The following is a 529-nucleotide window of genomic DNA, read 5'->3' as shown; positions in this document are numbered from 1 at the left end:
GTACAAATGGAAGCGTCGGCTACAATAAGAGTTGAATCGCATCCCCTTCTGAGCGGCCCGTCGAAAATTGACTCCGACCCCCGAAAACGACGTCGTCCTCCTTCCTCGCCAATTCCTCCTTTGCTGCGTCACGCCATGAGCCATTTCTTCTATCGCTTCTACCGGTCGCCAACCTCTCTGATCGTGATGTCGCTTGGATTGGTCTTGGGGGCGGCCTACGAAAGTTACGCCGCTGAGCCGCGCGAAACCAACCAGGCGCTCAGCAGCGAATTGCGATTGACCACGCCGAAGATGTCGGACGACCTGCAAGGCGCTGCGCGGGATCTAAACGAGAGAATCAGCGCGGGCATTGACCCCGCCGATAACGCCGCCGTCCATCTGGTGCGATTGTTGGGCGATAGCGTGTTCGACCCCGGTCTGAAGGAGCCGACGTTGGCGATGCTGGGGGTCGAGTCGCTCGGCCAGGCGCCGCCGCGGTTCCTCTATTTTGAAAACTTCATTGCGACTGCTGCGCCGCAAGATGCCCAAC

At 59.4% G+C, this 529-nt stretch carries 1 protein-coding gene; it reads left to right on the top strand.

Annotation, left to right across the window (positions count from 1 at the left end):
- Positions 1-135: 135 nt before the first annotated feature.
- A partial coding sequence (locus tag C5Y96_RS00935; RefSeq protein ID WP_146115466.1) for a hypothetical protein occupies positions 136-529 on the top strand: 394 nt, incomplete at its 3' end.

It is taken from the genome of Blastopirellula marina (genome assembly GCF_002967715.1).
Classification (GTDB): Bacteria; Planctomycetota; Planctomycetia; order Pirellulales; family Pirellulaceae; genus Bremerella; species Bremerella marina_B.
The sequence above is the reverse complement of the archived record's forward strand: the minus strand, read 5'-3'. Positions and strand labels throughout refer to the sequence as shown.